This window comes from Luteimonas fraxinea (assembly GCF_021233355.1).
In the GTDB taxonomy this organism is placed as follows: domain Bacteria; phylum Pseudomonadota; class Gammaproteobacteria; order Xanthomonadales; family Xanthomonadaceae; genus Luteimonas; species Luteimonas fraxinea.
The window spans coordinates 2,812,694-2,837,976 of the sequence record NZ_CP089507.1 but is presented as its reverse complement, the minus strand read 5'-3'; the positions used below and the strand labels follow the sequence as shown (position 1 = coordinate 2,837,976).

Annotated in this window: 25 protein-coding genes; 18 read left to right on the top strand and 7 right to left on the bottom strand. The window is 65.1% G+C overall.

Annotation, left to right across the window (positions count from 1 at the left end):
* Positions 1-5 precede the first annotated feature (5 nt).
* The 7 genes from LU699_RS12725 (at position 6) to LU699_RS12700 (ending at position 5,338) form a co-directional block, all read left to right on the top strand.
* Positions 6-1,271 (top strand): hypothetical protein, encoded by a 1,266-nt coding sequence (locus LU699_RS12725; RefSeq protein WP_232580192.1) that lies wholly within the window; start codon positions 6-8, stop codon positions 1,269-1,271.
* A gap of 108 nt (positions 1,272-1,379) precedes the next feature.
* On the top strand, positions 1,380-1,553 hold the full coding sequence (locus LU699_RS18440) for a phosphatidylglycerophosphatase A (RefSeq protein ID WP_425491075.1): 174 nt from the start codon (positions 1,380-1,382) through the stop codon (positions 1,551-1,553).
* Positions 1,554-1,729: 176 nt separating this feature from the next.
* Positions 1,730-2,359, top strand: coding sequence for a GntR family transcriptional regulator (locus LU699_RS12720; RefSeq protein WP_232137303.1), 630 nt, complete (start codon positions 1,730-1,732; stop codon positions 2,357-2,359).
* Positions 2,360-2,540: 181 nt separating this feature from the next.
* Positions 2,541-2,681, top strand: a complete 141-nt coding sequence (locus LU699_RS12715) for a benenodin family lasso peptide (protein WP_232137304.1) — start codon at positions 2,541-2,543, stop codon at positions 2,679-2,681.
* A 49-nt stretch (positions 2,682-2,730) separates the two neighbouring features.
* Positions 2,731-2,880 carry a hypothetical protein gene (locus tag LU699_RS12710; RefSeq protein WP_232137305.1) on the top strand — a complete coding sequence of 50 codons (150 nt, stop codon included), beginning with the start codon at positions 2,731-2,733 and terminating at the stop codon, positions 2,878-2,880.
* 59 nt (positions 2,881-2,939) lie between these two features.
* Positions 2,940-3,614 carry a lasso peptide biosynthesis B2 protein gene (locus LU699_RS12705; protein ID WP_232137306.1) on the top strand — a complete coding sequence of 225 codons (675 nt, stop codon included), beginning with the start codon at positions 2,940-2,942 and terminating at the stop codon, positions 3,612-3,614.
* A complete protein-coding gene (locus tag LU699_RS12700; RefSeq protein ID WP_269781272.1) occupies positions 3,614-5,338 on the top strand; it encodes an asparagine synthase-related protein in 1,725 nt (574 codons plus the stop codon). The genes LU699_RS12705 and LU699_RS12700 overlap by 1 nt, the downstream gene beginning before the upstream one ends.
* Before the next feature lie 12 nt (positions 5,339-5,350).
* Here the strand turns inward: LU699_RS12700 and LU699_RS12695 are convergent, their stop codons facing one another.
* Entirely contained in the window at positions 5,351-7,432 is a 2,082-nt protein-coding gene (locus LU699_RS12695; protein WP_232137308.1) for an Atxe2 family lasso peptide isopeptidase, read from the bottom strand.
* A gap of 41 nt (positions 7,433-7,473) precedes the next feature.
* The gene (locus LU699_RS12690; protein ID WP_232137310.1) at positions 7,474-9,720 is read right to left on the bottom strand and encodes a TonB-dependent receptor plug domain-containing protein; all 2,247 of its coding nucleotides are present in this window, start codon (positions 9,718-9,720) and stop codon (positions 7,474-7,476) included.
* A 389-nt stretch (positions 9,721-10,109) separates the two neighbouring features.
* Here LU699_RS12690 and LU699_RS12685 point away from each other — a divergent pair, with 389 nt between their 5' ends.
* Positions 10,110-10,565 (top strand): helix-turn-helix domain-containing protein, encoded by a 456-nt coding sequence (locus LU699_RS12685; RefSeq protein WP_232580191.1) that lies wholly within the window; start codon positions 10,110-10,112, stop codon positions 10,563-10,565.
* 110 nt (positions 10,566-10,675) lie between these two features.
* Positions 10,676-10,960, top strand: coding sequence for a helix-turn-helix domain-containing protein (locus tag LU699_RS12680; RefSeq protein WP_232137314.1), 285 nt, complete (start codon positions 10,676-10,678; stop codon positions 10,958-10,960).
* A gap of 527 nt (positions 10,961-11,487) precedes the next feature.
* Here LU699_RS12680 and LU699_RS12675 read toward each other — a convergent pair.
* On the bottom strand, positions 11,488-11,694 hold the full coding sequence (locus tag LU699_RS12675; RefSeq protein WP_232137316.1) for a hypothetical protein: 207 nt from the start codon (positions 11,692-11,694) through the stop codon (positions 11,488-11,490).
* A gap of 176 nt (positions 11,695-11,870) precedes the next feature.
* Between LU699_RS12675 and LU699_RS12670 the strand changes: the two genes are divergently transcribed.
* The 7 genes from LU699_RS12670 to LU699_RS12640 all read left to right on the top strand — a co-directional run bounded on the left by LU699_RS12670 (position 11,871) and on the right by LU699_RS12640 (position 17,007).
* A complete protein-coding gene (locus tag LU699_RS12670; protein WP_232137317.1) occupies positions 11,871-12,692 on the top strand; it encodes a S1/P1 nuclease in 822 nt (273 codons plus the stop codon).
* Positions 12,693-12,797: 105 nt separating this feature from the next.
* Positions 12,798-13,664, top strand: coding sequence for an MBL fold metallo-hydrolase (locus LU699_RS12665; RefSeq protein WP_232137318.1), 867 nt, complete (start codon positions 12,798-12,800; stop codon positions 13,662-13,664).
* A gap of 62 nt (positions 13,665-13,726) precedes the next feature.
* Positions 13,727-14,236, top strand: coding sequence for a molybdopterin-binding protein (locus tag LU699_RS12660; RefSeq protein WP_232137319.1), 510 nt, complete (start codon positions 13,727-13,729; stop codon positions 14,234-14,236).
* 33 nt (positions 14,237-14,269) lie between these two features.
* Entirely contained in the window at positions 14,270-15,064 is a 795-nt protein-coding gene (gene modA, locus LU699_RS12655; RefSeq protein WP_232137320.1) for a molybdate ABC transporter substrate-binding protein, read from the top strand.
* 3 nt (positions 15,065-15,067) lie between these two features.
* Positions 15,068-15,778: a molybdate ABC transporter permease subunit gene (gene modB / locus LU699_RS12650; protein ID WP_425491069.1), complete on the top strand. Its 711-nt coding sequence runs from the start codon at positions 15,068-15,070 to the stop codon at positions 15,776-15,778.
* Positions 15,778-16,392, top strand: coding sequence for a molybdenum ABC transporter ATP-binding protein (locus tag LU699_RS12645; protein WP_232137321.1), 615 nt, complete (start codon positions 15,778-15,780; stop codon positions 16,390-16,392). Before modB ends, LU699_RS12645 begins: the two co-directional genes overlap by 1 nt.
* Positions 16,393-16,455: 63 nt before the next feature.
* Positions 16,456-17,007 carry a flavin reductase family protein gene (locus tag LU699_RS12640; RefSeq protein ID WP_232137322.1) on the top strand — a complete coding sequence of 184 codons (552 nt, stop codon included), beginning with the start codon at positions 16,456-16,458 and terminating at the stop codon, positions 17,005-17,007.
* Positions 17,008-17,029: 22 nt separating this feature from the next.
* On the opposite strand, the gene LU699_RS12635 is transcribed toward LU699_RS12640, so the two are convergent.
* Together LU699_RS12635 and LU699_RS12630 are read right to left on the bottom strand one after the other, a co-directional pair.
* Positions 17,030-18,514: a M56 family metallopeptidase gene (locus LU699_RS12635; protein ID WP_232580190.1), complete on the bottom strand. Its 1,485-nt coding sequence runs from the start codon at positions 18,512-18,514 to the stop codon at positions 17,030-17,032.
* Positions 18,501-18,872, bottom strand: coding sequence for a BlaI/MecI/CopY family transcriptional regulator (locus tag LU699_RS12630; protein ID WP_232137326.1), 372 nt, complete (start codon positions 18,870-18,872; stop codon positions 18,501-18,503). The genes LU699_RS12635 and LU699_RS12630 overlap by 14 nt, the downstream gene beginning before the upstream one ends.
* A gap of 278 nt (positions 18,873-19,150) precedes the next feature.
* Between LU699_RS12630 and LU699_RS12625 the strand changes: the two genes are divergently transcribed.
* Together LU699_RS12625 and LU699_RS12620 are read left to right on the top strand one after the other, a co-directional pair.
* Entirely contained in the window at positions 19,151-21,139 is a 1,989-nt protein-coding gene (locus tag LU699_RS12625; protein ID WP_232137328.1) for an acetyl-CoA hydrolase/transferase C-terminal domain-containing protein, read from the top strand.
* A 64-nt stretch (positions 21,140-21,203) separates the two neighbouring features.
* Entirely contained in the window at positions 21,204-21,521 is a 318-nt protein-coding gene (locus tag LU699_RS12620; RefSeq protein WP_232137330.1) for a BolA family protein, read from the top strand.
* 247 nt (positions 21,522-21,768) lie between these two features.
* Here the strand turns inward: LU699_RS12620 and tkt are convergent, their stop codons facing one another.
* Together tkt and LU699_RS12610 are read right to left on the bottom strand one after the other, a co-directional pair.
* Positions 21,769-23,757, bottom strand: coding sequence for a transketolase (tkt, locus tag LU699_RS12615; protein WP_232137331.1), 1,989 nt, complete (start codon positions 23,755-23,757; stop codon positions 21,769-21,771).
* A gap of 98 nt (positions 23,758-23,855) precedes the next feature.
* Positions 23,856-25,208 (bottom strand): dicarboxylate/amino acid:cation symporter, encoded by a 1,353-nt coding sequence (locus LU699_RS12610; RefSeq protein ID WP_232137332.1) that lies wholly within the window; start codon positions 25,206-25,208, stop codon positions 23,856-23,858.
* Between the last annotated feature and the right edge of the window lie 75 nt (positions 25,209-25,283).

Sequence of the window (25,283 nt, the reverse complement as noted above, 5' to 3'; positions counted from 1 at the left end):
AGAGCGTGAGTGGCTTGAACAACAAGGACGTGGAGATCCTCAGCTTTTATGCTGAGAACGGCAATCGCGAACTTTACTGGAATTACCTCGCGCAGAAGTCAGGCAATGATGGCTATGGCCTCCTTGCGCTTGGCGTTGTTCGGAACGACAACGTGCCCGGACAAGTCGCCAACTACTTTGCGCAGTCCGCGGTGCGGGCGAGCCGCCCCAGCATGACCGAACGGGACTGGGAGAATTTTGGCGTCGACCTGATGCGGCGGGATCTAGCCGAGCGTCAGGAGGCTAGGCGTAAGAACGAGCCAGTGCGCGCGCTCAATCTCTCTGCAGTCGACGTGACGCGTGTGCACGACCGGTCATTCGAGAACGCGGGAATCGCCAAAGAGGCTTGGACGCCCCGCAAACTTATGGAGATGGCCAAGCGCAAGGGTGGCCCTGCCGCGATGGAGGAGATCTGGTCGGGCATGCTCGACAACCAAAAGCTCGGCATCTACCGCGGCGTATCCACCCTCGACGAGGTCAGGACGCACACTGACTTCTCTTCGCTCAGCAGCATTGCGCGCGCGGGCCAGTATGTCGCTGACATGACCGCAGCGCGCATGGCGGCGAATTCCGCGCTTCCGAACACCGACCCCAACATGATCGGCTCGGTGAGCCACAGCTACATCTATTCCCAGCGCGATCAAAGCTGGGCAGAGGTGCAGCAGCATGCAGGCAGCCCCGTGCCCATGCCACCTCGTATCTCCACGGTCCGGGACGAACGCTTGATCGCCGAACTCAACGATACGCGGGCGCTTCGGCAAGAGAGGATCGCCAGTCGCGATGAGCGACATCCCGCTGACCCCTATCGCACGATCGCGAAGAGTCCATTCACTCTCGCCGAGGCGCCCTCAGTCACGCGCGATGCGGAAACGGCGGTCGCTGCAACTGACATCAATTCGCGGCCGCTTGCTCAGAACGTCCGGCGCGCCCTTGCTGAGCGAATGCCCGAAGGCGCGGCAATCTCAGATGACCGACTCGCGCAGTTCACTGCTGCGGCAAAAATCGCTCGGATTGGGGACCATGCCTCCCTCCGCGTGGATATCGGGAGGGACAGCGTGACGATCCGCGGCAACCACCCGGCGCAGGTGGCGCACGTCGACCTGACAGCGCCTATCCCGCCTCAAAGCGAGAGTTCTTCGATCTTTAGGGATGCTCAGACCGCTCAACTCGCCATCTTAGGCCAGCATGCGGAGCATGCGGTTGAGGCGCATCGAGGCTTCGAGCGCGCCTAAGCACGCGGTTCCTGAAGAAGCGCCGCCCCATTCCACCACGCCCCTTAAGTCTCAGCTCACCGGACGCTTTTTGCCTTCAAATGGCATGAGCAAGTTCAATTTTTATCAATCTGCGCAGACACTTTGTCGCTGCTCGGCGGCGGAGATGCGTCTGCCAGTGTGGTTGACGAGTTCCTCGCATTCTCCCTTGCATGTCTCGCATTGCCGAAAGCGCGGAGCGCTATGTGGATAGTTGCGGCGTTCACCCTGTTTCGCATCATCGACGCGACATCATTCCGATGAATATGGGCCGCTGTTGGTCGACGCGCAGCTTCGATTTCCGCTATCGGCCGAAAGCGGAAGTTCTTGGAGACGCCTCTAGCGGGGCTTTCGTGATAGCGCGCATGGAATCGCACGCAAGGCAGAGCTGTAGTAATTTCGTCACAGGACGACGCTTTACGCCGACACGGAGTTCCGCGATGAACGCGATCCACACCAAGAGCACGTTTCTTTATGAGCGCATCCGTCGCGCTCTGCAGGCTGGTCGGTACGTGCCAGGCCAACGAATCGAGCCGGCTGCAATGGCCCGGGAATTCAAGACCAGCCAGACGCCCGTTCGCCTCGCGCTATATCGGCTTATCGGCGAAGGCATGATCTCGGACCACGCGCGCGGCGGTCTCTTCGTGCCGCTGCTTAGCGATCTAATGTTGCGTGACCGCTACGAGTGGATGGAGCGTCTCTTATTGGTGGCCTGTGAGATCGGCTGGAGCGAGACTCCGCACCGTCACCGGAAGCTGCTGACACTGGGAGACGACAGCGATCTAGCGAAGGCCACATGGAAGCTGTTCGATGCCATAGCCGAGGAAACCGGCAAGCGGTCGCTTCACGACGCGGTACGACGCATCAATGATCAGCTCGCGCCTGTGCGTCGCGCTAAGGAAAGTTTGATCGACAACGTACATGCCGAGTTTGCCGACTTGCACACAGCTTGGCGAGACCGAGACGTTACCGCACTGAAGACAGGTATCAGTGCTTACCACGATCGGCGCAAACAGCTTGTACCGAAGATTGTCGCGCTGCTCATCGAGCAGAGCGAGCACCTGCACTGACTTGATCAGTCAGCTGACTGCGCAGCACCGTCCAACCTAGAACTGCAGCACAGAGCATCCGATCACACTTCGGATTTAATTATTCCGTAGTCAAACAATAGTCATTTGAGAATTATTTTTCGTGGTGCCTACGCTCGCTTCGTCATGGAATCCTCCCATGACACAACCGTAGGAGACGGCAATGAAGACCAACGACAACATCCCCGCCGACGTGCGGGACGAGGTGATCGAGCTCGGCGTCGCGAGCGTCGAGACGAAGGGTGGCGCTCTTGTCGGCGAAGACATCGGCGATCCCTTCATTCCCGGGATTTCCGAAAGCTGACTGGACAGGCAGAGAAAGCTTCTGCTTCCCGCAACTCGGAGACTCGATCATGAAGACCACAGAAGAAGCAACTCGTGTCGCTGGTGCGCCAAGCGAAGACGAGATCCTGATTGGTGTCGCAAGTGTCGACACCAAGGGCGGCGCACTTCTCGGCGAGGACATGGGCAACACGACCATGCCCGGAATCGCCGAGGACTAGGAAGTAAGGGGGCGCGCCACAACGGCGCGCCCCTTTTGCTGCTGAAGGGAGGCATGCGCGTGACTCGATACGTCCTCGCACATCAGATTTCGTACTGCCAAGTCGGTAGTCGACTTGTATTCCTGGACATTAGCCGAGATCGCTATTTCCGACTCGGGAAGGATCTGGAGACAGCACTTCTTGCTTATTTTTCGGGCGGCGCACCCGACGAGACTTGCGTTGGACAGTTGATCCAGAAGGGCGTGCTCGCGGAGAAATTTGGCTCGTCCACCGAAAGGCGGCCCCTTGCACCGCTACCTTCCCAGAGTGCGATGGAGATGGCCGAGATAGGCACGCGCACCCACGTCGTGGAGTTCCTTGAAGTGTTCTTGCTCGTGATTCACACGCGGATTCGACTTCGGATGACCACACTCGAGAGCGTTCTCGACGACTACGTTCGCAGCGAAGAGATCGCCGGCACGCCTGCGCGCTGCTCGATGGAAAGCACCGCGCAACTTCTGACTACATCCGCCGCTTTTCGGCGCGCGCGTTTATTCGTTCCGGTGAAGATGCGCTGCCTTGTCGACTCCATTGCACTGACCCGCTTTCTTCGGAGACGACGTCTCCGGACGCGGCTCGTGTTCGGCGTCGCGCTGGATCCATTCTCTGCGCATTGCTGGGTGCAGGCACGCGACCTCGTCCTGAACGATACAGTCGGAAACGTCCGCTGCCACACAGCGATCAGGAGCGTCTGATGTACCGATTCGCTGCCCTTTTCGGTGATTCTCTGACTGCAAACGAAAACCAGATCGGCGAGTCGCTTCGCGCCGCTGGACTCACTGATGTGCTGACGCACGCACGCTTTTCTCTATATGTCTCGGCCGACACGCCTGTCACTCGACTTCATGCGCGGGCACTTCTGGTCGGTCATGCCTTTCGGCGCGCAGACGGCACACCGCTGACAGGTTCGACTCACTCCGAAATCCCTGCGGACATCAAACTAACCCGCTACCTGATCGAACAGTGTTGGGGTGACTACATCGTCCTTGAATTTCCCGCTGACGACTGGGCGCAGTTCGACACGATACGAGATCCCTCAGGCGGCGTGGCCTGCGTGTACTCCATCGCCTCTGGGTGCGTGACTTCAGACGTATCGGCGATGGTCGACGCAGGCGTGATTCGCCGCGCTGTGGACTGGAGCTTCATCAAGGAAAATCTGATCTACCCGCACCTTAAAACCGGATCGACAGGTCTGTTGGACGTGAGCGAGCTTCTTCCGGGCCATCGACTGCGGATTTCCGGCGACGCCGCGACTACGGACGAACTGTGGACCCCATGGACGTTCGCAACCCGTGACCAGCGTTATCGCAGTGCGCCTGAAGCAGCCGCAGCTGTTCGATCGAGCGTCACCGCCGCCGTTGAGTCTTGGGCTGCAGCCGACGGCGACGTCTTGCTTGAGCTGTCGGGCGGCCTGGATTCGTCGATCGTCGCGGCCTGCCTGCGCCACTCAACGGCCCGCGTCACTTGCTGCAATCTGGTCACGGCAGTGCCTGGTGCTGACGAACGCGACTATGCGACCGCGATGTCCGGCGTGCTCGGCCAATATCTTCATGTCAGAACGTTGCGCGTCGAAGACGCCGCATTCGACTTCCCGCCCCCGGCGAATGCCGTCGCCCCCAGCACCTGGTTCCTTCAGAACGCTGCGAACACGTTGAAGGAAGCCATTGGGCAAGAGCAAGGCATACGCAGCTTCTTTTCGGGCGGTGGCGGTGACACGGCGTTTGGTTACATCAAAACCGCTGCCCCTGCGGCCGACGCGTACCGGGAGCGCGGCTTGCTGGCTGCCGCATGCGCAGCTCGCGACCTGGCGGAGCTGCATCAATGCACTTTCTGGAAAGCGTGCCGGCTAACCATAAAGAAGCTGCTCTCCCCTCCGAAGCCACCCCGTGTTCCTGACTTGTCATTCGTCCGTGACACCGCCCACCGCAGCGCGATCAGTCTCCACCCATGGTTCGCCTCGCCTCCCGACTCGCTGCCTGGCGACCGGGAGCGCATCTTCGATCTCGCGGGCGCGCAGATCTTCCGGGATGGCGTTGCTCGCGCGACGACATCTCACCTGCGTATGCCCTTGCTGTCCCAGCCCGTGGTAGAGGCCTGCCTCAAGGTGCCGAGCTGGATGTGGATCGAGGGCGGTTACAACCGCTCCGTTGCCCGGTCTGCGTTTGCGGATGATTTGCCCGCGAAGATCCTGCATCGCCGGAGCAAGGGCACTTTCATGAACTACTCGGGCGCCGTCTATCGGCGGAATAAGCCGCTCCTGCGGGACTACCTCCTGCAGGGATCGCTGGAGGGCCATGGTCTGCTGGATGCCACCGCCCTGCAGCGCTTCTTCGATCGCCGACACGACGATCTGGACGATGGTTTCATGCGCATCTTCGACCTGTGCGCCATCGAGAACTGGGTACGTCATCAGACTTGAGGCGCGTGCGGTCTATCGCGGCCATGCCGCCGACGCCTCGCGCATCCGTCGCCAGCGGTCGTACTCGCCTTGCCTTGCTGGATCGGCATGCTCAAAGCCCTGTAGCCAGAACCGAAACCAGTCCAGATTCCGCTCATAGGCGGTGAGCTTGTGACGTGGCTGGAATTTCTGGTGGGGCTCATTGGGGAACACGTAGAGATCTGCCTGACTCCGTCTTAGCAATGGAATCACGTAATCCAGCGCGTACATGTATTCCTGCTCGGAGTGCTGGAACAGGATTGGCGCCTTCATCCTGTCGAGCTTGAAAGCCGGTGAGATGGCCTGCCAGCGCTCGGGCGTCTGTTCCGGGGATTCCAGTCCCCACATGTCGCGCAGGCCATCGAAGAACATGTCGCCCTTCATGCTGCCGATCAGGTAGTACAGCGGCGAGACGACGGGATTGGCGATCGACGCAGCCGCGATCAAGTCTGATTCGGCGACGGTCCACAGCGTAATCGCACCGCCCAGGCTCAGCCCGCCCATGCCCACGCGTGTCGGGTCGATCGCGCCCTGGCCCGCCAGAAGCTCGATGACGCTGCGCACGGCCTCCAGCCCCTCGCCGTGACGCTCGACCGCGTCCATTGTGTAGTTGGGCAGGCGATTGATGCAGAGCGCCGAAATCCCGGCGCCTGCCAGTGAGGCGAGGGGCCACTCGTCCCCCACGCCACCCCGCACGAAGCCTGGACAGTTGTAGTAGGTCACGAACAACGGCGGCGCCACGTCATCCTCGTGTCGCGCCGGATACAGCAGGCCTGAAAATCCGCGGCCCTTCTCATCGGTCCAGTGCAGTCTTTGCACTGCAGGCAGACGCGACATGTCCTGGGCCAGCCCTCGGTTGGGGTCGAACAACACACGGCTGTCACCGGTGTCGATCTCGATCCACTCCAGTCTTGGCGGCTGCATCGGATCTGCCGTGACGCATGCCATGGCATTGGACGAGACTGCACAGCCTGTAGCTGGGTCGCGGCCGCCACCGTTTACCAAGCCTTGCGACTGCACCACCGGAAGCACATCTCCCGTCTCGATGTGCCAGCGATGGACCGACTGCGCCCAGCCTTCGGAAGGATCGCGAGACGTGAACAGCACTTCGCGAAGTAGCGGGCGCCACTGGACGTCAGTGATCGAGCGTCCGGTGCATGCCTCGGCTAGGCACTTGGCAAGCTGTCCCCTACGCGCATCAGCCGTTGCCGACAGCACGATGCTTGGTCTCTGCTGTTGGCCGTCCGTCTCACCAGTGCGGGTGAGCAGCGCGACGCCCTCCCCGTCCGGCTGCGCGATCGACTTCCACAACTCGCCCTCAACGCCGTCCGGCACCGATGGCGTGGTTTGCCCATCTGCGCGGCGCGCATCGTGGAGCGGCGCGGACAGACCGGTCGCCAGGTCGATTGCATACCAACGAACCGGCGTATCCGACATCAGGTTCCGGCGGCTGAACCAGATCTCCGCGAACCGCTGCGTCGCCATACGCCCTTCGACATTGCCCGAACGGAACAAGCTCTGACCGATCGGCACGTCCGGCTCGATACGAATGCCTCGGTAGTATTCGCCCGTTTCCGCCATCGCGACAGCCTCGCGCGCAGCGCCCACGCTGTAGTGCAGGTGTCGCCCATCGTCGCCGAGCCGGACCTCTTGCACTTCCCCCGCTTCGTCTGTCACCGGCGCAGCGCCGGTGCCGTCTCCGGCCGCACGCCAGATTCCGATGCGCGCATCGATCAACGCGCGGTAATACAACCAACGACCGTCGGGCGACCACACGGCACTGGCGGGCAACGCCACGCCAGCCGAATCCCGTAGCGGCACGCCGCCTTCGGCAACGCGGCGCGGCGCGAGGTCCTCCCGCCCCTGCACGTACCAAATCGTGTCGTAAGTGTTGCGCTCGATCGAGGCCTGCTCCGTGCGAAACGCCACGCGGCTGCCGTCCGGCGACATCACGGGATTCGCGATGTCCACGATCTCCAACAGTTGCCGCGGAGCAACCGCGCTGGCAACCGACGGGGCGGCGAGCACGCACATCAGAACGCCAGCCGTGAGGCCGCGTGTTCGATCATTCGTCATTGGAATTTCCTCGACCTCGTCACCAGCATTGCCGGCGCACGTCACCAGTGCTTGGCGACAGACAGGGAGACAAAACGACCGATCGGCGAGTAGTTCGACGAGTCGTAGGGGGCCACGTAGAGCGGCGCCGTCACCTGGTACTGGGGCGGATCGCGGTTCAACACGTTGTCTACTGCAAGCGCGACCTCCGAGCCGGCGAGCACGCCGCCTTGCCGGTCGGTCGCGTAGCGAAGCGATAGATCCATCGTGGTGAAGGACGCGGACTTCACCGCATCCAACCGGTTCGTCACGCCGCTGCTGTGGTTGAAGAATGTGGACCCCGAGAAGCCTCCCCGCTTCCACACGCCACCTAGCCGCGCGTTGAGCTTGGCCGGACTGAACAACGTGCCCGACAAGTCATACGCCGCCTGCCCGGGGATCGTCTGCTGGCTGCTATCCAGCCAGCTTGCCGAGCCCCGAAGCGTTAGCGAGCCCAGCGCCAGATCGGTGCGATAGGTTCCGGACACATCGACACCCCGGATGTCCTGGCGCGCCACATTGACGTATTGCAGATACACGAGGGCTGCGATCTTGTCTGGGTCATAAGGCATACCAGTCGCGCTGCGAAACGTATCGGCCCGGTCTAGCAACGCCTGTTGTGCCGTCAGTGGTGGCGACAAATCCACGAAGGGTGCATACAGCGCGCTGCTCAGCGCTTGGGTGGGGTTTGCGATAGGCTGGATGACCCGGCTGGTGTAGGCCACCTGGAACCATGTCAGTTCTGCTTCCAGCCCCGGCAACGCGCTGGGATGCCAAGCCAGGGACACAGACCGGGTGGTCGCGCGCTCGGGGTCGAGATCGCGGTTGCCGCCGGTCACTGCCAGCACGGCAGCATCGGCTGCATAACCCGTACCCCCAAAGCTGCTGGGGTGGTACAGCCAGGCGTCGGCGGATGCATACCGCTCGAACAGCGTGGGCGCCTTGAACGATCTGCCCCATGACGCCTTCAACGTCATGTCGGGACTGGGGCCATAGATCAGGCCGAGCTTCGGCGTGGTGACCTGTCCAAAGCTGCTGTAGTCCTCGGCGCGCGCGGCCGCGGTCACCGACAGGCGCTCAATCCCCGCCCTTCCCTGCGCCGGCGCGACCAGCGGCACATCGATCTCGGCATAAGCGAATCGCGCGCTCTCGCTACCGTCAACAGTGTTAATGCCCGTGACGTGATTGGTACTTCGAAACGTGTTTCGGCGCTGGCCCAGGCCAGTTGCCACACGCGCGTCCCCCGCCGGTAGCGCGAAGAGCGGGCCCTCGGCGCCAATCTCATGACTGCGGCTTTCGTTGCAGTAGCACACGTCAGAAATGCTGGTGACGCCGGTGGTGGTGATCGTCTCGCGGCGCACCTGATCGTGAGTGCCTCGGCCAAATGCGCCGCTGACCGACAGACTCCAGTCATTGGGCAACCACACCTCGGCGCTCGGGGCCACCAGCGTCGTCATCGTGTGCGGCGTGACCACGCTGTGCCGCCCGGCCCAGTTGTAGTGGTGCAGTTGATCGCGCTCGGTGCGCAGTGCATCCACCCGCAGTTCTACTGCGTCGCCCAGCGACTGGTGGGCGCTCAACAGGCCACTGCGCAGATCGCTGCCGGGATACAGCGTCGAGGGGTCCACCAATTGCTCGGTGTAGCCACGCCTATCGCTGTAGATCGGATCGACGGATGCATCCTTGTACGTGGCGATCATCCCGCCACCCGACCACGTAGCGCCTGTCGTAACCGTGTACTCGCGCGTGGACAACCCGCCCTGCGTGGCCGCGCCCAAGCGCGCACCAATGCCCACGCCATCGTAGTCGCGCTTGAGCACTACATTGCCCACGCCGCCGACCGCATCAGAGCCATAGATGGCCGATGCCCCGTCAGCGACGATCTCGATGCGCTCCACCGCCTCGACCGGAATCGCGCTGATGTCCACCGACTGCGTAAAACCGCCGTAGGCCATGCGCCGGCCGTTGAGCAACGTCAGTGTGGCGTCAGCGCCCAGACCGCGGAGGTTGAGGCCCGATCCACCCGTCATGTTCTGGTTGGCATTGCCAGCACCTGAAATGTTGCCGCTGAGCACGCCGGGGTTCTGCCCGCCGCTGAAGTTCTGCGGCACGCTGCGGATCACTTCGCCGAGATCCGAGAAGCCCTCTTCGCGGATGCGCTCGCTGCCGAGGGTGATTACCGGCGAAGGCGTGTTGCCGCCACGGATGCGGGTGCCGGTGACCGTTACTGCGTCGAGTTCCGTCGCATCAGATCCCTGAACTCTCGCCATTGGCGGCACAGGTCCGGCTGACGGCCTCGTAGCGTCTTCTCGAGCTTCACTCGCTTCTACTGCTTCCCGCGAGTCTTGCGCTATCGCGGCGCTCGTCATCAATAGCGCAAGAACAAACGATCCTTTTGAGATTCGCTCGATCATTGGCATGTGCCTTCCACTTCCTGTGCATTCCATAGATATCTCTCCTTCGTTCGCTGCCGGCCCAAGTTCGTATTGCTCTGCGTAATTCATCTACAAGCGCAGCGGCGTGCTGCTGCCTCGGCGGTGCGCAAAGCAAACCCTCCGTTACTACGTTAAACGTAGCAATGGAGACACTACGTATTACGTAGTATCGATGTCAAGCCGCTCGGCAGAGTCTTTGTTGTGTCTGAAACGGAAATGGACACATGGCAAAGAAATCGCCTGGCGCCATCTATGGGCGCCGACTGCGTGAAGCACGTGAAAACAGGGGTATTTCGCAGACCGATCTGGGTTTGGCAGTTGGCTTGGATGCATCAGCCGTAAGCCCGCGAATCAGCCGCTACGAAACCGGGAAGCATCAGCCCAAGCTGCAGATGCAGCAGCTCTTCGCCGAAGCCTTGGACCTGCCATTGGCTTATTTCTATGCCGAGAGCGATGAGCTCGCGCAACTCATATCGAGCTTCGGACGTCGGGACAAGCCGGGGCAGCGGCGGGTCAAAGCGGTCAAGGCAAAAGCAAAGCCAAAGGCGAAGGCGAAGGCAAAGGCAAAGGCAAAACCAAAGGCAAAGGCAAAGGCAAAGGCAAAGACGGCGACGAAGACGAAGACGAAAACGAAAACGAAAACGAAAACGAAAACGGCCGAGCCGAAGCGTAAAAGCTAACGAGAGTCGAGTGGAGCGCAACGCCGGCGTTCTACTACGTTAAACGTAGTATCGCCCAGGCGTGCGTACCCGGAAGCTTCATTGCATGGAAGCACCGAACGTACGCGAGCATGGCTGATCGGGGGCCACTGCCCGTCTATAGCCGAAGGCTGAGAGAGGCAAGAGATGCGCAGGGCATCTCTCAACGCGCATTGGGTATCCAGGCAGGTCTAGACGAGTTTGTCGCCAGTACTAGAGTCAATCGCTACGAGACCGGCGTTCATCAGCCCGATCTTCAGACTCTGCAGCGAATTGCGGAAGTGCTCAAACTTCCTACTGCCTACTTCTACGCTGAGGATGACGACCTCGCTGAGTTGATCTCTAGCTTCAAAGGGCGGGCGAATGCAAAACGTTAGAACAGCGGGGCTGCCCTTTCGGTAGTTGTGCGGATAGCCTGATCATTGCGATCAAAGCTTTGCGAGCTTGACCTTGCTGCCTACCGTCCAACAGACGGCGATCATCGACCTCTTGGCATTGAGCAAGAAGCGGCGACACCCAGCTGCGGCGATTTCTTACAGACGCAGTCTTGTGAGAGACACAAGCATCTCCTCAGTGCCTAAAGGGAGAAGGTCATGATCAACATCAAGGTAAGCGAGCTCGGCGCTGGGCGCTTTGAGGTGGAAGCGCCCGGCCGTCATCACGAGGCCTTCGAAGGCCAGTTGGGCGCCATATGTGCTGCTCACGCGCTCGCGGAGGGAGGCAGTGCAACAGGGCGAACAAGTGCGAGTGCTGCTGCCAGCCGGAATCGATTGGGAGATCCGATTCGAGCCGCACGGCGCGTAGGCTTGGTTCAACCTCCGCTTACGCGCTCAACGAAAATCTCGTTGATTCAAATTTTCGCGCCCCAGACGAAGGTTGACTTCGCGGCACAGGTTCAAGGCGCTCAGGCCACGCCGTCTACGCCCCACTTGGCAAACATCGCTTTGATCTCGTCGCGACTCGCGAATTCACCGCGATTGGCGGCTGCAATTCCGTCGCGCACTGCTGCATGAAAAATATCCTTATCCACAGCGCTGGCGATGTTGAGCGATCGGATTGCTTCGCGCTGATTCCTGATCTGCTTGCGCTTGGCTGGGCCCATGACGGACATGATGGCTCTGTCTTAAGCGATCCGGCATTTTCCCTCATTTGGTCGAAGCCGTGCTAGGCGGATGGGGCTCGTAAGGAGACATCAAGAGCGCTGATGACGACTGATGCTCACCTTCCCAACGCCATCGGGCTTCTCCTATGTGCATGGTAGGTATTCCGGCCGGTTAAACTTCGCCCATGCTGCTTCGAATTCTTCTATGCGGTGGCCTGCTGGCCGCCTTCGCCCTCCCTTCATCCGCCCTCGCCTGGGGCAAGCTTGGTCACCGTCTGGTGGCGCAGATCGCCGAGCGCGATCTGACGCCGGCCGCGCGCGCCGAGGTGTCCCGGCTGCTGGCCGGCGAGCCCGATCCCACCCTGCCCGGCATCGCCAGCTGGGCCGACGATCTGCGTGAGCACGACCCGGATCTGGGCAAGCGCTCGGCGCCCTGGCACTACGTCAACATCGGCGAGTCGAACTGCCGATACGAGGCGCGACGCGACTGTCCGGACGGCAATTGTGTGGTCGAAGCAATCAAGACGCAGACCGCGATCCTCGCCGACCGCACCCGTCCGCGCGCCGAGCGGGCGCAGGCGCTGAAGTTCGTCGTGCATTTCACCGGCGATGCGCACCAACCGATGCATGCCGGCTACGGCCACGACCGCGGCGGCAACGACCAACAGATCAATTTCCGCGGCCGCGGCACCAACCTGCACGCGTTCTGGGACAGCGGGATGCTCAACAGCCAGAACCTGTCCGGCGATGCCTGGCTGGCGCGGATCGGCGCGCGTGCGCCATCGGCCAATCCCAGCGGTCCAGTGCGCCTGCCACCGCCGGCCGCCGACTGGGCCGAAGCGGCCTGCCGCATCGCGTTGGCGCCGGGTGTCTATCCGCGCCGCGCACGCGTCAACGAGGCCTACGTGACCGCGCACCTGCCGCAGGCCGAACAGGAACTGCGCGATGCGGGCGCCCGTCTCGGTGCACTGCTGAACACCGCGCTCGCGCCGCCCGCGCAACGCTGACATTACGCAATCGCAACGTCCGCGCGGGCCGCGTGGACTAGCATCGGTCGCGGAGTACACGCCGTCCGGACGGCGTGCGCCGCCCACGCTCCCAGGAGGATCGCGATGCCGCCACCGCAGGTCACCCCGTTCCACCACGCTGGCAGCGGCACGTGGAGCTACATCGTGCGCGACCCGTCATCGAACGCGGCGGCGATCGTCGATCCGGTGCTGGACTTCGACATGGCCTCGGCGCGCACGTCATCGGCCTCGGCGATGCTGCTGCTCGAACACGTGCAGGCGCACGGCCTCGACGTGCAGTGGATCCTCGAGACACACGCCCACGCCGATCACCTGTCGGCCGGCGACTGGCTGCGCCAGCAACTGCCCGACGCGCGCCTGGCGATCGGCGACGGCATCCGCACGGTGCAGAAGACCTTCCGGCCGATCTTCAATCTGGGTGAGCATTTTCCGGTCGACGGCTCGCAGTTCGACCGGCTGTTCGCAGCCGATGCCACGTTCGCGATCGGCGCGCTCGAAGGCCGCACGATTCCGGTGCCCGGCCATACCAGCGACAGCAATGCCTACCTGATCGGCGATGCGCTGTTCACGGGCGACTCGCTGTTCATGCCTGACGGCGGCACCGCCCGCTGCGATTTCCCTGGCGGCGATGCGGCCACGCTGTACCGCTCGATCCAGCGCATGTTCGAACTGCCCGACGCCACCCGCGTATTCGTCTGCCACGACTATGGCCCCGGCGGCCGCGCGGTGGCCTGCGAGACCACGATCGGCGCGCAGAAGCGCGAGAACATCCACGTCGGCCACCACATCGACGCGGCCACCTTCGTCGCCCTGCGCGAGGCCCGCGACGCAACGCTGCCGATGCCGGCGCTGCTGCTGCCGTCCGTACAGACCAACATCCGCGCTGGAGCCCTGCCCGAGGCCGATGCCAACGGCGTGCGGTATCTGAAGCTTCCGATCGACACGGTCTGAGGCGCGTTGTCGCCGGTGCGGCCGGCCGTTATGCTCGTGCGTTCATAACGAGGGAAGCCGCCATGGTCCGTGGTCTGCATCTGTCCGCGCTGCTCCTGTGGGCCACCGCGGTCCACGCGCAAGCGCCCGAGACACATGACCATGCCGCGCACCAGCGCGCCGCGACGCCGGCCGATCCGTCGCCGGTCGTGGTGCCGCTGGACGCCGCCGCACGCGCCACGCTGACCCGCCACACGGTCGAGGCCAGCGCCTACGGCCACACGCTGCGCTGCGAAGGCGTGTCGCTGGCAGCCCTGCTGCAATCCAGCGGCGCGATGCCGGACGCACCGTTGCGCGGCGCGCATCTCGATCGCTACGTGCTGGTCCGCGCGCGTGACGGCTACCGCGCGGTGTTCTCGCTCGGCGAGCTCGACGCGACGCTCGGCAACCGCGGCGTCTATCTGGTCGATCGCTGCGACGGCGCCCCGCTCGACGCCGACAGCGGTCCGTTGCGCCTGCTGGTCCCCGACGACACGCGTCCGGCGCGCGGCGTGCGTCAGGTCGAACGCATCACCGTCATCGCCGCGCCCTGATCCCGTCGCCCTCCTACTGGAATCGCCATGCACATGCTTCGCTCCCCCCGCTGGCTGCGCACGTCCGCCGCCCTGCTGCTCACCGTCTTCACTGCGCTCGCCGTCCTGCCGGCGTTCGCCCAGGAACGCGCGCCGATCACGGTCTTCGCCGCCGCCAGCCTCAAGGAATCGATGGACGCCGCGGCCGCGCGCTATCAGCAGGACACCGGCCAGCCGGTACGCGTCTCATACGCCGCCAGCTCCGCGCTCGCGCGGCAGATCGAACAGCGCGCGCCGGCCGACGTGTTCGTGTCCGCCGATCTGGAATGGATGGACTGGCTGCAAGAGCGCAACCTTATCGATACCGCCTCGCGCCGCGTGCTGCTCGGCAACACTCTGGTGCTGGTCGCGCCGGCCGACAGCGCCGCGCAGCCGCTGACGCTCGCGCGCGGCACCGACCTGCTGCCGCTGCTCGGCGCACGCGGTCGTCTGTCGCTGGCGCTGACCGCGAGCGTGCCGGCCGGCAAGTACGCCAAGGCGGCGTTCGAATCGCTGGGCCAGTGGTCTGCCCTGCAGCTGCGCGTGGCCGAGTCCGACAGCGTGCGCTCGGCGCTCACGCTCGTCGCGCGCGGCGAGGCGCCGCTGGGCGTGGTCTACGGCAGCGATGCCCAGGCCGAACCGCGGGTCAAGGTGCTGGCGACGTTCCCGGCCGACAGCCATCCGGCGATCGTCTACCCGGTCGCACGCATCGCTGCCAGCCGCAACCGCCAGGCCGATGCCTTCGTGCGCTGGCTCGACGGCGAGGCCGCGTCGGCGATCTTCCGCGAACACGGCTTCTCGATCCGCTGATCGATGGCGGACCCGGGCACGCTGCTGGGCTTCGGGCCCGATGAACTCGTCGCGATCCGGCTCAGCCTGAAGGTCGCGGCCGCTGCCGCGTTGTGCAGCCTGCCATTCGGCATCGCGATCGCATGGCTGCTGGCGCGCCGGCGTTTCTTCGGCAAGTCGCTGCTCGATGCGCTGGTGCATCTGCCGCTGGTGCTGCCGCCGGTGGTCGTCGGCTACGCGCTGCTGGTGCTGCTGGGCGGCAACGGCATGATCGGCCGCTGGCTCGAAGAGACGCTCGGGATCACGTTCGCATTCCGCTGGACCGGCGCCGCGCTGGCGAGCGCGATCATGGGATTCCCGCTGCTGGTGCGCACGATCCGGCTGTCGATCGAGAACGTCGACCGCCGCCTCGAACAGGCCGCAGCCACGCTGGGGGCGAGTCCCTGGCGCGTGTTCTTCACGATCACCCTGCCGCTGGCGTCGCCGGGCGTGATCGCAGGCGCCGTGCTCGCGTTCGCGAAAGCGCTGGGCGAATTCGGCGCGACGATCACCTTCGTCTCCAACATCCCCGGCGAGACGCAGACGGTGTCGTCGGCGATCTACGGGCTGATGCAGGTGCCCGACGGCGAAGCCGGCATCTGGCGTCTGGCCGCGGTGTCGGTGGCGATCTCGCTGGCTGCGCTGCTCGCCTCCGAATGGCTGGTACGGCGCCAGCGCGGCGAGGTGCACGACTGATGCTGCACGTCGACATCGACCTGCGCCGCGGCAGTTTCGCGCGCCACATCCGCATCGACGCCACGCAGCGCGTGCTCGCGCTGACCGGGCCGTCGGGCGCCGGCAAGACCAGCGTGCTCAATGCGATCGCCGGTCTCGTGCGCCCGCGTGCGGGCCGCATCGAGATCGACGGCCGCGTGCTGTTCGACAGTACCGCGCGCATCGACGTGCCCGCGCATCGCCGGCGTGTTGGCTACGTCTTCCAGGACGCGCGCCTGTTCCCGCACCTCGATGTGCTGCGCAACCTGCGATACGGCCGCCATCACGCCGGCGCCGACACCTTCGAACTCGATCAGGTGGTCGAACTGCTCGGTATCGGCGCGCTGCTGCAGCGCCAGCCGGCGAATCTCTCCGGCGGCGAAGCACAACGCGTGGCGATCGGTCGTGCGCTGCTGTCGCAGCCGGCGGTGCTGTTGTTCGATGAGCCGCTGTCGGCGCTCGACGAAGCGCGGCGCGAAGAGCTGATTCCATGGCTGCAGCGCGTACGCGACGAGGTGCGTCTGCCGATGCTCTACGTCAGCCACACCAGCGACGACGTGCGGCGTCTGGCCGACGCGGTGCACACGCTGGCCTGAGCAGGCGACGCGGCGTTCACCGCCAACCTGCGGCAATCGCAGGCCCGCCTGCAGGTCCGCGTCATGCCCCGCACCCACGCGATTCCGCCCGATCAGACGCGTCGCTTTCTCGAACCCGGCCCCGTCGTGCTGCTGTCGACCGCCCACAAGGGCGAACGCGGCATCATGACGCTGGGCTGGCACATGATGCTGGGCTACGACCTCGTCGGCACCTACATCTGGTCGGCCAACCGCAGCCACGCCCTCGCGCGCGCCAGCCGCGAATGCGTCATCAATCTGCCGACCGCGGACATGCTCGACACCGTCGTGCGCATCGGCAACAGCAGCAGCGCCGACGCAGACAAGTTCGAACGCTTCGGCCTGACCGCGGTCGACAGCAGCGACGTCGACGCCCCCGGCATCGGCGAATGCCACGCACGTTTCGAATGTCGCCTGCACGAAACCCGCATCACCGCCGACTACCCGCTGTTCGTCTGGCGCGTCGTTGCCGCGCACGCCGCAGAACGCCCGAAATGGCCGCGTACCGTGCACTACCGCGGCGACGGGCAATTCATGGTCAGCGGCGACGAACGTTCGCGGCGGGCGCTGTTCAAGCCGGAGATGCTGGAGTCGTAACCGCGAACGCGCGGCCGCCGACTCAACGCAGCGGCGGCTTGCGGGGCGCGCGGCCCCGCTTTTCCGGCGCTGCGACGACACGCAGCGCAGCGGCCTCCGATTCGAGGCGTGCACCGTCGAGTTCGCCATCGATCAGCGCTTCCACGGTCGCCAGCGGCACCGACTGCATGCGCATCGACACCGGCTGCGTCAACGAGACACCATTGGCGGCCTCGAAACGACGTCCGGTGGCATCCGCGATCCGACGCAGCGCTTCGCCGACCGGCACGTCCTTCAGCTGCAGCTCCAGCGTGCGGCTTCCAGCGTCGTACTCCACACGTGTCGGCCCTTGCGCCACCAGGCGCAGGCCGTCGCCGTCGGGCACCACGTCCAATCCCCGCGACGCGGCGACTGCCATGATGATCGCGCGCGCCGGTGTCTCGCGTTCCAGCCAGGGCCGCGTGGGTGCGCCATCGAGTGCATCGGCATCGCGCAGGCGCAGGCCTGCCGCCGCGGCCGCACGTTCGGCGGCGGCGCGGCCGGACAACGGTGCGGGATCGATCGGCGCCATCGGGCCCACGTTCTTGGTCTCCACGTGCACGGCGTCGGCAGCCACGGTTCGCGGCGGCTGGGCCGCCCAGACGCCCACCGTCAGCATCGAACCCACCACCATGACCACGGCCGTACCGGCTGCACGCCGACGGCGACCCGGAATGATCTGTCCAAGCATTTCGATTCTCTCCTTCAAGGGATGGGTCGCCGGCCATTGGCAGGCGAGCGTGCGTGACTGCAGACATGTGCCGGACTTGAGCAACGCTTCCGCATACCGGCGCCGGCTGTCCGGACGCGCCGCCAGCACCGCTGCATCGCAGGCGAGTTCCTGATCGAGACGCAGGCGCCGCAACGCCCACCACCCGACCGGATTGAACCAGTGCGCCGCACACAACAGGGTCGCCAGCAGGTTCCACCAGACATCGCGGCGGCGGACATGCACGCGCTCGTGCGCCAGCACCAGCGCCTGTTCGTCCGGCGAATAGCGCGTCTCGAAATCCGCCGGCAGCACGATGCGCGCGCGCAATCCCACGACCGCAGGCAAACCCTCGCTGGTTTCGGCACCAAACAGCCCATCACGACGACGGCGCAGACGACCCAGTCCGGCTGCAAAGCGGCGATGCCCGACGACCTGTGCGATCAGCACCACGGCAATACCGAGTCCCCAGATCGACAGCAGCGCGACCTGCCAATCGAGACCGGACGACAGCATCTGCGTTGCAAGCGCGTCAGTCGTCTGACCGGCATTTGCCGACAGCATCCCCACCGCTTCAGCGGGCGCCGCTGCAACCGTCACTTCACGCGCGGGCAACGAGGCGGCGCACATTGCCAGCGGCACGGCCCACCAGGCGCGATACGCACAGCCGGCGCCCGCCCAGCGGCGCAACGGACGCGCACACGCAGCGACCAGTAGCGCCGAAACACTGCCCGCCACCGATGTGGCGACCAGAAGGCGCAGAACGTCAGCCGCGTCCATCTTCGAGCGTCTCGATCAGGGCGCGCAATTCATCGATATCGGCCTTCGACAGCTTCTGTCGCTCACCGAAATGCGCCACCAGCGGCGCGACCCGGCCACCGAACAGGCGGTCCAGCAGACCATCGCTCTGCTGCGCCAGCCACTCCTCTCGTTGCAGCACCGGGCTGTAGAGATACCGCCGCCCATCACGTCCGGCGCTGATGGCACCCTTGGTCAGCAGCCGGTTGAGCAGCGTCTTGACCGTCGCCTCCGCCCACGCCTGGCGACCTGCCAGCGCGGCCACGACCTCCTCGGCGCCCCGCGGGCTGCGGGCCCAGAGTACGTCCATCACTTCGGCTTCGGCTTCGCTGATATGCATTTCGTTTACGCACGTAATCGTTGATAGGATTACACATGTAATCGAGTTGATCTGTCAACACGTGACATGGACGCGTCTGACCTGAAAATCGCGCCGCAGATCCAATTGGGCAGCGGGCGCGATGTGCCTCGACGCGAGACCTGCATTGCACCGGTCCGGGATCCTGGACGCGGCGATACGCGTGTCCGCAATGCAGGTCGCGTCCATGCGACTTCGTCGCGATCAGGCGGTGCGATGGAGCGGCCGCCTATTCACGTGCGCCTGCGTATCCTCTCGCCATGACCGCCTACGTCGACTCCATCGAAGACGCCGTCAGCCGCATCCATGCGCATGTCGACGGTGCCCTCCACATCGGTGCGCCGCTCGGCATCGGCAAGCCGCACCGTCTGCTCAATGCGTTGTTCGATGCCGCGATTGCAGATCCCGCGCGACCGTTCACGCTGTACACCGCGCTGTCGCTGGATCCGCCGAAAGGCGGCGACGATCTCGAGGGCCGCTTCATCGGCCCGTTCGCGAAGCGGCATTTCGGCGAGGACTTCGTGCGTCTGAAGTACGTGGATGCGCTGCGGCGCAACGCGCTGCCGCCGCACGTCGAGGTCGAAGAGTTCTACATGCAGTCCGGCGCGATGCTGGGCTCGTCGCAGGCGCAGCGGCGCTACGCCAGCCTCAATTACACGCACGTGGCGCGCGCGCTCGCGGATCGCGGCGTCAATGTGCTGGTGCAGAAGGTCGCGGCCAATGACGACGGCACGCGCTTCTCGCTGTCTTCGAACACCGATCTGACCTTCGACGCGATCGATGCGCTGCTCAAAGCCGGTCATCCGCGTCCGCTGGTCGTCGGCGAAGTCGATCCTGCGCTGCCATGGCTCGACGGCACAGCAGCGGTGGATGCCGCGTTCTTCGATGTCGTGATCGCGCCGCCACCGCCCTACCCGCGCCTGTTCGGCCTGCCGCGCCAGCCGGTGTCGGATGCCGATTACGCGATCGGTTTCTATGCCAGCACGCTGGTGCGCGATGGCGGCACGCTGCAGATCGGCATCGGTGCGCTCGCTGATGCGCTGTGCCATGCACTGGCGCTGCGCCATACCGATAACGCGGCGTACCGGCGCGTGCTGCACGCGCTCGATCCCGATCTCGCCACACATCGCACGGTGCAGGCCGTCGGTGGACTCGATCCGTTCAAGACCGGCCTCTACGGCTGCAGCGAGATGATCAACGAGGGCTTCAAGCGTCTGGTCGAAGTGGGCGTGATCAAGCGCCGCGTCGTCGACAAGGCCAGCATGATGCGACGCGTCAACGACGGCACCGCGAGCGCGCTGGATCTCGATCTGCTTGAGCGCAACGGCGAGTTCCTGCACGGCGCGTTCTATCTCGGCTCGCCGGATTTCTACGCCTGGCTGCGCGGACTCGACGACGAAACCCGTCGCGGTATCGGCATGAAGCGCGTCGGCGAGGTCAACGAGCTCTACGGCCTCGACGAAGGCCTCGAGCGCCTGCAGCGACGCGATGCGCGTTTCTTCAACAGCTGCATGATGGCGACCGCGCTGGGCGCGGCGGTGTCGGATGGACTGGAAGACGGCCGCGTGGTGTCCGGCGTCGGCGGCCAGTACAACTTCGTCGCGATGGGCCACGCGCTGCCCGACGCGCGCTCGGTGCTGCTGCTGCGCGCCGCGCGCGATGCCGGCGGCGGGCGCGAGGCCAACATCCGCTGGCACTACGGCCACACGACGATCCCGCGGCATCTTCGCGACGTCTACATCACCGAGTACGGCATCGCCGACATCCGCGGGGCGACCGACGAGGACTGCACGCGCGCGATGGTGCGCGTCGCCGAAGCCCCGCATCAGGCCGGACTCGTACAGCGTGCGCAGGCAGCAGGCAAGCTCGATGCGCGCTTCGTCGTTCCCGAGCCGTGGCAACGCAACACGCCGGACAGCCTGCGCACGTCGCTTGCACCGCTGCGCGCCGACGGCAGCCTGCCCGACTATCCGCTGGGCAGCGATTTCGATGTCGTCGAGCAGCGCCTGCTGCGTGCGCTGGCCTGGCTGCGCACGCAGACCGCGACGCGACGCGGCAAGCTCGCCACGGTGTTTGACGCGCTGCGCGAGGGAATCGGTGACGACACGCCGGCACTCGCGCGCATGCAGCTGCAGGCGCCCAGCGGCCTCAATGAACACCTGATGGCGCGGCTGGTGTCGCTCGGCCTGCGGCGCACCGCGCGTCCCAGTGCGCCCCAGGATGTGATCGCGCCGACATCAGCTGTCTGAGACGCGGTTGCGATCGCATGCCTCGCCTCCATCTCGTTCGACGACACCCGTGCAGGACCAGACCATGACCACCCGCGCCGACCAGCTCCGCGACGCCCTCGCAGCACTTTTGCCCACGCACCTCGATGTCGAGGACGAGAGCCACATGCACAGCCGCGGGCTGGAGACGCATTTCAAGGCGGTCGTGGTCAGCGCGGCGTTCGACGGCAAGCGTGCGCTCCAGCGGCACCAGGCGGTGTACCGCGCGCTCGGCCCGCAGATGCAGCAGATCCACGCGCTGGCGCTGCATACGTTCACGCCCGAGGAATGGGCCGCGGAAGTGCAGGTGCCGGATTCGCCGCATTGCCGGGGTGGGAGCAAGCACGACAAGCCGGCGGGCTGAGGCCAGCCTCTCGTAGGATTGGTAGAGCGCGGCGAAACTCATCGCTGTGGAGAAGGGTTCGAACTCCGATCTGTTTATTGCGAGCGTTCGTCCCTCACCCCAACCCCTCTCCCGGCGGGAGAGGGGCTCAATGCGGTGTGCTCAAGGTCGACGTGAACTCGAACGCATGACGCTCGCGAAGAATCACCTAAAAAAAAGCCCGCTTGCGCGGGCTTTTTCGTTCACTGCTGCAGATCGTGCGTCCCGATCAGAGCGCCTTCGCCGCCTCGACGATCTTCTCGACCGTGATGCCGAAGTGCTGGAACAGCTTGTCGGCCGGGGCCGAGGCGCCGAAGGTGTCGATGCCGATCACGGCGCCGTCGAGACCCACGTAGGCGCGCCAGAACGGGGTGACGCCGGCTTCGATCGCGACGCGCTTGCGCACGGCGTTCGGGAGCACGGATTCGCGATACGCCGCGTCCTGACGATCGAACACGTCGGTCGAGGGCATCGACACGACGCGCACGTTATCGCCCAGCTGTTCGGCCGCCTGGGTCGCCAGACCGATCTCCGAACCAGTCGCAATCAGGATGATCTCCGGCGTGCCGACCGAATCCTTCAGCACGTAGCCACCGCGCGCGATGTCGGCCACCTGCGCGGTGTCGCGTGCCTGGTGCGGCAGGTTCTGGCGCGAGAAGATCAGGCAGCTAGGGCCGTCCCGACGCGTGATCGCCGACTTCCAGGCCACCGCCGATTCAACCGCGTCGCACGGGCGCCACACGTCGTTGTTCGGGATATAGCGCAGGCTCGCCAGATGCTCGACCGGCTGATGGGTCGGGCCGTCTTCGCCCAGGCCGATCGAATCGTGCGTGTAGACGTGGATGGCGTGCGCGGGAATCAGCGCGCTCATGCGCACGGCGTTGCGTGCGTAATCGCTGAAGACCAGGAACGTCGCGTCGAACGGGATGAAGCCGCCATGCAGCGCCAGACCGTTCGCGATCGCGCTCATGCCAAACTCGCGCACGCCGTAATAGACGTAGTTCGCGTTGGCATCGGTGCTGGCCGCGGACGTGCTGCCCTTCCACAGGGTCAGGTTGGAATGCGCGAGGTCGGCCGAGCCGCCGATGATTTCCGGCAGCAGCGGCGCGAAGGCTTCGATCGCCATCTGCGAGGCCTTGCGCGAGGCAATCGTCGGGCCGTCGCTCTGCAGCTTGGCGATGAAGGCATCGGCCGCTTCGACGAAGCCGTCCGGCAGGGCGCCGTGCGAGCGGCGCACGAGTTCGGCGGCGAGATCGGGGTACTTCGCCTGGTAGGCGTCGAACTGCTGGTTCCATTCCGACTCGCGCACCTGGCCGGCTTCGACCGCGCGCCAGCCGTCGCGCAGTGCCTGCGGCACGTCGAAAGGACCGTGGTTCCAGCCGAGCGCTACGCGCGTGGCGTCGGATTCGTCCTTGCCCAGCGGCGCGCCGTGCGACGACTCCTTGCCGGCGCGGTTGGGCGAACCGAAGCCGATCGTCGTGCGGCAGCACACCAGCACCGGCTTGTCGTCTTCGGCGGTGGCGGCTTCGATCGCACGCGAGATCGCATCGGCGTCATGGCCATCGACGTCGCGGATCACGCGCCAGCCGTAGGCCTCGAAACGCGCCGGGGTGTCGTCGGTGAACCAGCCTTCGGTATTGCCGTCGATCGAGATGCGGTTGTCGTCCCAGAACGCGACCAGCTTGCCCAGGCCCAGCGTGCCGGCGAGCGAGGCGGCCTCGTGCGAGATGCCTTCCATCAGGCAGCCGTCGCCCATGAACACCCAGGTGCGGTGATCGACGACGGCGAATTCAGGGCGGTTGAAGCGCTGCGCGAGCAGGCGCTCGGCGAGCGCGAAGCCGACGGCGTTCGCGAAGCCCTGGCCCAGCGGACCGGTGGTGGTCTCGACGCCGGGCGTCTCGTGGCGCTCCGGGTGACCGGCGGTCTTGCTGTGCAGCTGGCGGAAGTTCTTCAGCTCTTCCAGCGGCAGGTCGTAACCCGACAGGTGCAGCAGCGCGTAATGCAGCATCGAGCCGTGGCCGTTCGACAGCACGAAGCGGTCGCGGTTGAACCACTGCGGATTCGCCGGGTTGTGGCTGAGGTGGTCGTTCCACAGCACTTCGGCGATGTCGGCCATGCCCATCGGCATGCCGGGATGGCCGGACTTGGCGGCATCGACGGCGTCGATGGCGAGGAAACGGATGGCGTTGGCGAGTTCGCGACGGTTCGACGTGGTCATGGGCTCGGAGACGGGCGGCAGCGGGCGGGAGCCGCCAATTGTCCCACGAGCGCCGCGCCGCTGCCCGGGTGATGTCCCGGCAGCGGCGTGATGCGGCCTTAAGCCGGGCGCGGCAGCGCCTGGTCGGTCACCGGTTCGGCGTCGTCGTCCTCGTCCGCTTCGCCGCGGCCGATGACCACCGAACCGACCATGTCGCCGCCGATGTTGACCGTCGTGCGGCACATGTCGAGGAAGCGGTCGACGCCGAGGATGATGCCGATGCCTTCGGGCGGAATGCCGAACATCACCAGGATCGTCGCGATCACCGGCAGCGAGCCGCCTGGCACGCTGGCCGCGCCGATGCCGCCCATGATGCACATCACCAGGATCATCGCCTGCTGCAGCAACGTGAGTTCGATGCCGAACAGCTGGGCGAGAAACAGCACGGTCACGCCCTCGTAGAGCGCCGTGCCGTTCATGTTGACCGTTGCGCCGAGCGTGCAGACGAAGCGCGCCACGCGTCGCGGCACGCCGAGGTTTTCCTCCGCGGTCTTCAGCGAGGTCGGCAGCGTGGCCGCGCTCGACGAGGTGGAAAACGCGGTCAGCAACGCCGGCTGCGACTTCTTGAACACCTCCAGCGGCGAGCGCCGGCCGAGCACCGCAATCAGCAGCGAGAACGTGCCGAAGAAGTGCAACGCCAGCGCCAGCACCGCGGTCAGCACGAACCAGCCGAGCTGCACCATGAGGCCCAGGCCCATGCGCGCGGTCAGCGTGAACAGCAGCGCGGCCACGGCGTACGGCGCCAGACGGATCACCCAGTCGATCAGCTTCAGGCTGATGTCGTAGATGCCCTGCACGGCGCCGACGAAGCTGCGCGTGCCCGGCGAATTGACCACCGTCGCGGCGATGCCGAACAGCAGCGCGAACACCATCACCGCGATCAGATCGGTTGCGGCGGCCGCGGCGATCGGGTTGCGCGGCACCATGTTGAGCAGCATGTCGACGAGGCCGATCTTCGCCGGCTCGGCGATCGTGGCGCCCGCGGCGACCGAATCGGACAGCATCGCGTCGCGCAGCGCCGGATCGATGCCCGCGCCCGGCTGGATGATCGACACCACCACCAGACCGATGATCACCGCGATGAAGGTCGTGCCGAACACCCACACCAGCGTCTTGCCGCCGAGACGGCCGAGCGCGCGCGGATCGCCGATCTCCACCACGCCCAGGATCAGCGCCGAGAACACCAGCGGCACCACCAGCATGAACAACAGACGCAGGAACAGTTGGCCGACCGGTTCGGTGACGTACTGGATCAGGCCCTCGACCCATCCGGAGAACGCAGGCGGGACGCCATCGACGGTCAGATGGCCGGTCAGCAGGTTGATCGCCAGGCCGGCGATCGCGCCGATGAGGAAGCCGATCAGCATCTTGGTATGAAGCGGCATGCCGCCGGATCCGGGCGTCGAGGTCATGCGGTCGTCCTGCGGGAAGACCGGGCAGCTTAACAAACGCCGTCCGGACGACACTTTGGTGCGTGAGGTGGCGAT

What these genes read in the sequence shown, in the direction of transcription:
- LU699_RS12720 (WP_232137303.1), top strand. Translation starts at nt 1,730, where the DNA reads ATGAACGCGATCCACACCAAGAGCACGTTTCTTTATGAGCGCATCCGT.
- LU699_RS12715 (WP_232137304.1), top strand. Translation starts at nt 2,541, where the DNA reads ATGAAGACCAACGACAACATCCCCGCCGACGTGCGGGACGAGGTGATC.
- LU699_RS12710 (WP_232137305.1), top strand. Translation starts at nt 2,731, where the DNA reads ATGAAGACCACAGAAGAAGCAACTCGTGTCGCTGGTGCGCCAAGCGAA.
- LU699_RS12700 (WP_269781272.1), top strand. Translation starts at nt 3,614, where the DNA reads ATGTACCGATTCGCTGCCCTTTTCGGTGATTCTCTGACTGCAAACGAA.
- LU699_RS12695 (WP_232137308.1), bottom strand. Translation starts at nt 7,432, where the DNA reads ATGACGAATGATCGAACACGCGGCCTCACGGCTGGCGTTCTGATGTGC.
- LU699_RS12690 (WP_232137310.1), bottom strand. Translation starts at nt 9,720, where the DNA reads ATGGCGAGAGTTCAGGGATCTGATGCGACGGAACTCGACGCAGTAACG.
- LU699_RS12685 (WP_232580191.1), top strand. Translation starts at nt 10,110, where the DNA reads ATGGCAAAGAAATCGCCTGGCGCCATCTATGGGCGCCGACTGCGTGAA.
- LU699_RS12680 (WP_232137314.1), top strand. Translation starts at nt 10,676, where the DNA reads ATGGCTGATCGGGGGCCACTGCCCGTCTATAGCCGAAGGCTGAGAGAG.
- LU699_RS12675 (WP_232137316.1), bottom strand. Translation starts at nt 11,694, where the DNA reads ATGTCCGTCATGGGCCCAGCCAAGCGCAAGCAGATCAGGAATCAGCGC.
- LU699_RS12670 (WP_232137317.1), top strand. Translation starts at nt 11,871, where the DNA reads ATGCTGCTTCGAATTCTTCTATGCGGTGGCCTGCTGGCCGCCTTCGCC.
- LU699_RS12665 (WP_232137318.1), top strand. Translation starts at nt 12,798, where the DNA reads ATGCCGCCACCGCAGGTCACCCCGTTCCACCACGCTGGCAGCGGCACG.
- LU699_RS12660 (WP_232137319.1), top strand. Translation starts at nt 13,727, where the DNA reads ATGGTCCGTGGTCTGCATCTGTCCGCGCTGCTCCTGTGGGCCACCGCG.
- modA (WP_232137320.1), top strand. Translation starts at nt 14,270, where the DNA reads ATGCTTCGCTCCCCCCGCTGGCTGCGCACGTCCGCCGCCCTGCTGCTC.
- modB (WP_425491069.1), top strand. Translation starts at nt 15,068, where the DNA reads ATGGCGGACCCGGGCACGCTGCTGGGCTTCGGGCCCGATGAACTCGTC.
- LU699_RS12645 (WP_232137321.1), top strand. Translation starts at nt 15,778, where the DNA reads ATGCTGCACGTCGACATCGACCTGCGCCGCGGCAGTTTCGCGCGCCAC.
- LU699_RS12640 (WP_232137322.1), top strand. Translation starts at nt 16,456, where the DNA reads ATGCCCCGCACCCACGCGATTCCGCCCGATCAGACGCGTCGCTTTCTC.
- LU699_RS12635 (WP_232580190.1), bottom strand. Translation starts at nt 18,514, where the DNA reads ATGGACGCGGCTGACGTTCTGCGCCTTCTGGTCGCCACATCGGTGGCG.
- LU699_RS12630 (WP_232137326.1), bottom strand. Translation starts at nt 18,872, where the DNA reads ATGCATATCAGCGAAGCCGAAGCCGAAGTGATGGACGTACTCTGGGCC.
- LU699_RS12625 (WP_232137328.1), top strand. Translation starts at nt 19,151, where the DNA reads ATGACCGCCTACGTCGACTCCATCGAAGACGCCGTCAGCCGCATCCAT.
- LU699_RS12620 (WP_232137330.1), top strand. Translation starts at nt 21,204, where the DNA reads ATGACCACCCGCGCCGACCAGCTCCGCGACGCCCTCGCAGCACTTTTG.
- tkt (WP_232137331.1), bottom strand. Translation starts at nt 23,757, where the DNA reads ATGACCACGTCGAACCGTCGCGAACTCGCCAACGCCATCCGTTTCCTC.
- LU699_RS12610 (WP_232137332.1), bottom strand. Translation starts at nt 25,208, where the DNA reads ATGACCTCGACGCCCGGATCCGGCGGCATGCCGCTTCATACCAAGATG.